Source organism: Microbacterium sp., from assembly GCF_041641055.1.
Classification (GTDB): domain Bacteria; phylum Actinomycetota; class Actinomycetes; order Actinomycetales; family Microbacteriaceae; genus Microbacterium.
Map to the genome: position 1 here is coordinate 1 of NZ_JBEPZB010000056.1, position 5,380 is coordinate 5,380.

General features: G+C 65.1%; 9 protein-coding genes. All 9 read left to right on the top strand.

Features of this window, described 5'->3' with window-relative positions; genetic code table 11:
• Positions 1 to 40 precede the first annotated feature (40 nt).
• Positions 41 to 226: a 50S ribosomal protein L30 gene (gene rpmD, locus ACESK8_RS17705; RefSeq protein ID WP_042538783.1), complete on the top strand. Its 186-nt coding sequence runs from the start codon at positions 41 to 43 to the stop codon at positions 224 to 226.
• Positions 226 to 852, top strand: coding sequence for a 50S ribosomal protein L15 (gene rplO / locus ACESK8_RS17710; RefSeq protein ID WP_074731618.1), 627 nt, complete (start codon positions 226 to 228; stop codon positions 850 to 852). The genes rpmD and rplO overlap by 1 nt, the downstream gene beginning before the upstream one ends.
• A 102-nt stretch (positions 853 to 954) precedes the next feature.
• Positions 955 to 2,277: a preprotein translocase subunit SecY gene (secY, locus tag ACESK8_RS17715; RefSeq protein ID WP_372969808.1), complete on the top strand. Its 1,323-nt coding sequence runs from the start codon at positions 955 to 957 to the stop codon at positions 2,275 to 2,277.
• Positions 2,274 to 2,870, top strand: a complete 597-nt coding sequence (locus ACESK8_RS17720) for an adenylate kinase (protein ID WP_372969809.1) — start codon at positions 2,274 to 2,276, stop codon at positions 2,868 to 2,870. The genes secY and ACESK8_RS17720 overlap by 4 nt, the downstream gene beginning before the upstream one ends.
• Before the next feature lie 11 nt (positions 2,871 to 2,881).
• Positions 2,882 to 3,730 carry a type I methionyl aminopeptidase gene (map, locus tag ACESK8_RS17725; protein WP_372969810.1) on the top strand — a complete coding sequence of 283 codons (849 nt, stop codon included), beginning with the start codon at positions 2,882 to 2,884 and terminating at the stop codon, positions 3,728 to 3,730.
• Positions 3,731 to 3,882: 152 nt separating this feature from the next.
• The gene (locus tag ACESK8_RS17730; protein ID WP_372969811.1) at positions 3,883 to 4,551 is read left to right on the top strand and encodes a DsbA family protein; all 669 of its coding nucleotides are present in this window, start codon (positions 3,883 to 3,885) and stop codon (positions 4,549 to 4,551) included.
• A 178-nt stretch (positions 4,552 to 4,729) separates the two neighbouring features.
• A complete protein-coding gene (gene infA / locus ACESK8_RS17735) occupies positions 4,730 to 4,951 on the top strand; it encodes a translation initiation factor IF-1 (RefSeq protein WP_017201569.1) in 222 nt (73 codons plus the stop codon).
• Positions 4,952 to 5,015: 64 nt separating this feature from the next.
• A complete protein-coding gene (rpmJ, locus tag ACESK8_RS17740; RefSeq protein WP_005050492.1) occupies positions 5,016 to 5,132 on the top strand; it encodes a 50S ribosomal protein L36 in 117 nt (38 codons plus the stop codon).
• 134 nt (positions 5,133 to 5,266) lie between these two features.
• Positions 5,267 to 5,380 (top strand): 30S ribosomal protein S13 (gene rpsM, locus ACESK8_RS17745; protein WP_372969812.1); only part of this gene is annotated, 114 nt, incomplete at its 3' end.

Below are 5,380 nucleotides of genomic sequence, written 5' to 3' on the forward strand. Positions count from 1 at the left end.
CGGAGGCTGACGCCATCGCCGCACAGAAGGTAGGTGCCTGATGGCTGCGCGCCTGAAGGTCACGCAGGTCAAGTCCAAGGTGAGCGAGAAGCAGAACCAGCGTGACACGCTGCGCAGCCTCGGTCTCAAGCGCATCGGTGACAGCACCGTTCGCCCCGACGACGCGCAGACGCGCGGTTACGTCAAGACCGTCGCCCACCTCGTCAAGGTTGAGGAGATCGACTAATGGCTGAGAAGAACGAAGCCGTCGAGGCTGAGAAGGCCCCGAAGAAGGCTGCCGCTCCCAAGGCCGCAGCCGAGAAGAAGCCTGCTGCCAAGAAGGCACCCGCGAAGGCGTCCGAGGCCAAGGCCGAGACCGCCAAGAAGCCGGCTGCCAAGAAGGCCGCGCCGAAGAAGGATGCTCCGGCATCCCGCCCCGGCGTGCTGAAGGTGCACCACCTGCGTCCGGTCCCCGGAGCCAACACCGCGAAGACCCGTGTCGGTCGCGGTGAGGGTTCCAAGGGTAAGACCGCAGGTCGTGGCACCAAGGGCACCAAGGCTCGCAACACCGTTCGCGTCGGCTTCGAGGGTGGGCAGATGCCGCTGCACATGCGCACCCCGAAGCTGCGCGGGTTCAAGAACCCGTTCCGCGTCGAGTACCAGGTCGTGAACCTGGAGAAGCTCGCGGAGCTGTACCCCCAGGGCGGCGACGTCACCACCAGCGACCTGGTCGCCAAGGGTGCCGTTCGCAAGAACGAAAAGGTCAAGGTTCTCGGAAACGGCGACATCGCCGTGAAGCTCACCGTCTCGGTCGACAAGGTCTCGGGTTCTGCCGAGCAGAAGATCGTGGCGGCCGGCGGATCCGTCAAGTAACCACTTCATGAGAGGGGTCGGAGATTCTCCGGCCCCTCTTATGGGTTAGCCTGTTCTTTCAGCCGTCCTCCAAGGACGGCAACCTTTTCAGGAGGAACGTCCTTGTTTAGCGCCATCGCGCGGATCTTCCGCACGCCCGACCTGCGTCGGAAGATCGGTTTCACCCTCGCCATCGTCGCCATCTATCGGCTTGGCTCGAATGTCCCTGCTCCGTTCGTGAACTTCCCGAACGTCGAGGAGTGCCTGGCTCAGAACTCGGGCACCGAAGGACTCCTCGGGCTGGTCAACCTCTTCTCCGGCGGGGCGCTCCTCCAGCTGTCGATCTTCGCACTGGGTGTGATGCCGTACATCACGGCCACGATCATCACCCAGCTCCTGCGAGTCGTCATCCCGCACTTCGAGGCGCTGCACAAGGAAGGTCAGGCCGGCCAGGCCCGTCTGACCCAGTACACGCGCTACCTCACGATCGCACTCGCGCTGCTGCAGTCGACCACCCTCGTCACGGTGGCCCGCAGCGGACAGCTGTTCGGCACGACGGATGTCGCCGCCTGCCAGAACCTCCTCACCAACGACGTGTGGTGGGCGCAGCTGCTCATCATCATGGCGATGACCGCCGGTACCGGACTCATCATGTGGTTCGCGGAGCTCGTCACCGAGCGCGGCATCGGCAACGGCATGTCGCTGCTGATCTTCACCTCGATCGCCGCCACCTTCCCCGGCGCCATGTGGCTGATCTGGGAGAGCAAGGGCTTCGAGGTCTTCCTCCTGGTGCTCCTGGTGGGAATCATCGTCATGGCGCTCGTGGTGTTCGTCGAGCAGTCCCAGCGACGGATCCCCGTGCAGTACGCGAAGCGCATGGTGGGCCGTCGCACGTACGGCGGCACCAACACCTACATCCCGATCAAGGTGAACATGGCGGGTGTGATCCCCGTGATCTTCGCCTCGTCGCTGCTGTACATCCCGGCCCTGATCGCACAGTTCAACACTCCGCAGGACGGGTCGGAGCCCGCCGCGTGGGTCACCTGGATCAGCGCGAACTTCACCACCGGCAACAGCCCGATCTACATGGCGGTCTACTTCCTGCTGATCATCGGGTTCACCTACTTCTACGTCGCGATCACCTTCAACCCGGTCGAGGTCGCCGACAACATGAAGAAGTACGGCGGCTTCATCCCGGGCATCCGCGCCGGTCGCCCCACCGCCGAGTACCTCGACTACGTGCTCACCCGCATCACGCTGCCAGGGTCGATCTACCTCGGTCTGATCGCGCTCATCCCGCTCATCGCCCTCGCCACCGTCGGCGCCAACCAGAACTTCCCGTTCGGCGGCGCCTCGATCCTCATCATCGTGGGTGTCGGTCTCGAGACGGTCAAGCAGATCGATGCGCAGCTGCAGCAGCGTCACTACGAAGGGCTCCTCCGATGACAGCATCCGCTCGTCTTCTCATCGTCGGGCCGCAGGGCTCCGGCAAGGGCACCCAGGGCATCCGCATCGCCGAGTCCTACGGGATCCCGGTCGTCTCGACCGGCGACATCTTCCGCGCGAACATCAAGGAGGGGACGCCGCTCGGCCAGCAGGTCACGGCGATCCTCGACAAGGGCGACCTGGTCCCCGACGAGCTGACCAGTGAGATCGTCCGCGATCGCCTGGCTCAGGATGACGCGGCGAACGGATTCCTGCTCGACGGGTACCCCCGCAACACGGCGCAGGTCGCACACCTCGACGAGTTCCTCGGCGCTCGCGGCGAGTCCCTCGACGCCGTGATCCTCCTCGACGTCCCGCGCGAGGAGAGCCTCGAGCGGCTGAAGCTCCGCGCGGCGGAGCAGGGCCGATCGGATGACACGGACGAGGCGATCGCCCACCGTCTCGACATCTACGAGCACGAGACGGCTCCGATCCTCGAGGTCTACGGGCCGCGCGGCATCGTCGACCGCATCGACGGCGTGGGTTCGCTCGACGAGATCACCGAGCGCGTGTTCGCGGCGCTGACCGCCCGCGGTCTCCGCCTCGCGGCCTGACCCGCACCGCCGTGTTCCGCAAGTCGATCTACAAGAACGCCGCGCAGCTGCGTGCGATGGTGGAACCGGGGCTCATCACGGCTGCGGCGCTGGATGCCGTCCGCCCGCTGATCCGTCCTGGCGTCACCACGCTGGAGCTCGACGCCGAGGCGAACCGGGTCATCCTGGCGCGCGGGGCCGAGTCGAACTTCCAGCTGGTCCGCGGCTACCGCCACACCACCTGCATCTCGGTGAACGAAGAGGTCGTGCACGGCATCCCCGGCGAGCGTGTGCTGCAGGCCGGCGACATCGTCTCGATCGACTGCGGAGCGCAGTACCAGGGCTGGAACGGCGACAGCGCCATCACGGTCGTCGTCCCCGACGAGACCCGCCCAGACCTCGTCGCACAGCGCGAAGAGCTCTCCCGCGTGACCGAGGGCTCGATGTGGGCGGGGATCGCCGCGATGGCATCCGCCTCGCACCTCGGCGACATCGGCGCCGCCATCCAGGGCTACATCGAGGCACAGGGCCCGTCCGCCGTGTCGGGGGAGACCTACGGGATCCTCCGCGAGTACGTCGGCCACGGCATCGGACGCAAGATGCACGAAGCGCCGAGCGTCTTCAACTACCGCACGCCCGATCCCGGTGCGGAGGTCAAGCCCGGCCTCGTCCTCGCGATCGAGCCCATGGTGACCGCAGGCAGCGACGAGACGTTCGTCGAAGACGACGACTGGACGGTCTCGACGGTCGACGGGACCGACGGCTCCCATTGGGAGCACAGCGTCGCTCTGCACGAGGGTGGCATCTGGGTGCTGACCGCTGCCGACGGCGGCGCAGCGGGCCTCGCCGCGTTCGGCATCACGCCGACCCCGATCCCCTGACATCGCGGATCACTCGGTCCGCGTCGTCATGCAGAACGCCGTCACAACGCGCGCATAGGTTTCTCCGGGCACAATGGTGGTATGGGTGCGCGTGCACCCGAGGACTTCAGGTCATGCCCGACGGGGGCAGGCCTCGACAGAAACGGAACGCAATGGCAGCTGCGAAGAGCAACACCAACTGGTTCGTGATCGGCGTCTCGGCGGCAGTGGTGGTCGTTCTGGCCGTGCTCGCCATCGTGGTCGTGAACCTCAACAACCAGGCGACCAGCCCTGGCGCGACGCCCAAGGCGAACGACACGTTCAACTCGGAGACCGGGGCTGTCTCGTTCGGCGACGGCGAGGACGAGGTCTCGATCTTCGTCGACTTCCAGTGCCCGGTGTGCAAGAACTTCGAGGAGCAGTACGGCGAGGCGCTGGAGACGGCAGCCTCCGAGGGCCGCATCACGCTCTCGTACCACCCGATCGCGATCCTCGACCGCTACTCTCAGGGCACCGAGTTCTCCTCGCGATCCGCCGGCGCCGCGGTGTGCGTGGCGGAGTCGAACCCCGACCTGTACCTCGACTACGCGCAGACCCTCTTCGACAACCAGCCCGCGGAGAACACGAGCGGTCTGACGACCCAGCAGCTCGCGGACTTCGCCACCCAGGTCGGTGCGGATGACGCGGTGTCGTGCATCACCGACGAGACGTACCGCAAGTTCGGCAAGGCTCAGGCGCAGAAGAACGAGGTCAACGGCACGCCCACCGTGGAGGTCAACGGCAAGCGCCTCGATCTGCAGGATGCGGCGGACTTCAAGACCTTCACCGATCTCATCAGCTGATCGACGATCTTCCGACGGGAGTTCCGGGCATCCTGCTCAGGTTGCCGGAACTCCCGTTGTCGGATAACATAGATCTTTGGTGCCTTGTGCCTTGATTCGGCGTGTCTGAATCGGCGGGGCATCGCAATTCCAACCACCCACCGCAGATCGACCGGTCTGCAGAAGCGTCAGCGAGGCTATGGCTAAGAAAGACGGTGTCATCGAGATCGAGGGAGTGATCTCCGAGGCTCTGCCCAACGCGATGTTCCGCGTTGAGCTCTCCAACGGACACAAGGTCCTTGCAACGATCTCAGGCAAGATGCGGCAGAACTACATCCGTATCATCCCGGAGGACCGTGTGGTCGTGGAGCTCAGCCCCTACGACCTGACCCGCGGCCGGATCGTCTACCGCTACCGCTGATCGGTCGAGAAGTAACACCCCAGGCACTCCGCCTGCCCGGTGAAGACAGCGAACAGGACACATCATGAAGGTCAATCCCAGCGTCAAGCCCATCTGCGATCACTGCAAGGTGATCCGTCGTCACGGCCGCGTCATGGTGATCTGCAAGAGCAACCCGCGCCACAAGCAGCGCCAGGGCTGATCACTCTTCTGATCTGACTCACAACTCAATACACACAACGGCAGGATCAGATCCCACGCGAGTGGGGGACACCTCGGGGCGGAGGCCCGAGCACCGATCCTGCTCCACACCTCCACAACATCCAGGAGAACCGCATGGCACGTCTTGCCGGCGTTGACATCCCGCGCGATAAGCGCGTGGTGATCGCCCTTACCTACATCTACGGCGTCGGCCGTACCCGCTCGGTCGAGATCCTCAAGGCTACGGAG

What these genes read in the sequence shown, in the direction of transcription:
- rplO (WP_074731618.1), top strand. Translation starts at nt 226, where the DNA reads ATGGCTGAGAAGAACGAAGCCGTCGAGGCTGAGAAGGCCCCGAAGAAG.
- infA (WP_017201569.1), top strand. Translation starts at nt 4,730, where the DNA reads ATGGCTAAGAAAGACGGTGTCATCGAGATCGAGGGAGTGATCTCCGAG.
- rpmJ (WP_005050492.1), top strand. Translation starts at nt 5,016, where the DNA reads ATGAAGGTCAATCCCAGCGTCAAGCCCATCTGCGATCACTGCAAGGTG.
- rpmD (WP_042538783.1), top strand. Translation starts at nt 41, where the DNA reads ATGGCTGCGCGCCTGAAGGTCACGCAGGTCAAGTCCAAGGTGAGCGAG.
- ACESK8_RS17720 (WP_372969809.1), top strand. Translation starts at nt 2,274, where the DNA reads ATGACAGCATCCGCTCGTCTTCTCATCGTCGGGCCGCAGGGCTCCGGC.
- ACESK8_RS17730 (WP_372969811.1), top strand. Translation starts at nt 3,883, where the DNA reads ATGGCAGCTGCGAAGAGCAACACCAACTGGTTCGTGATCGGCGTCTCG.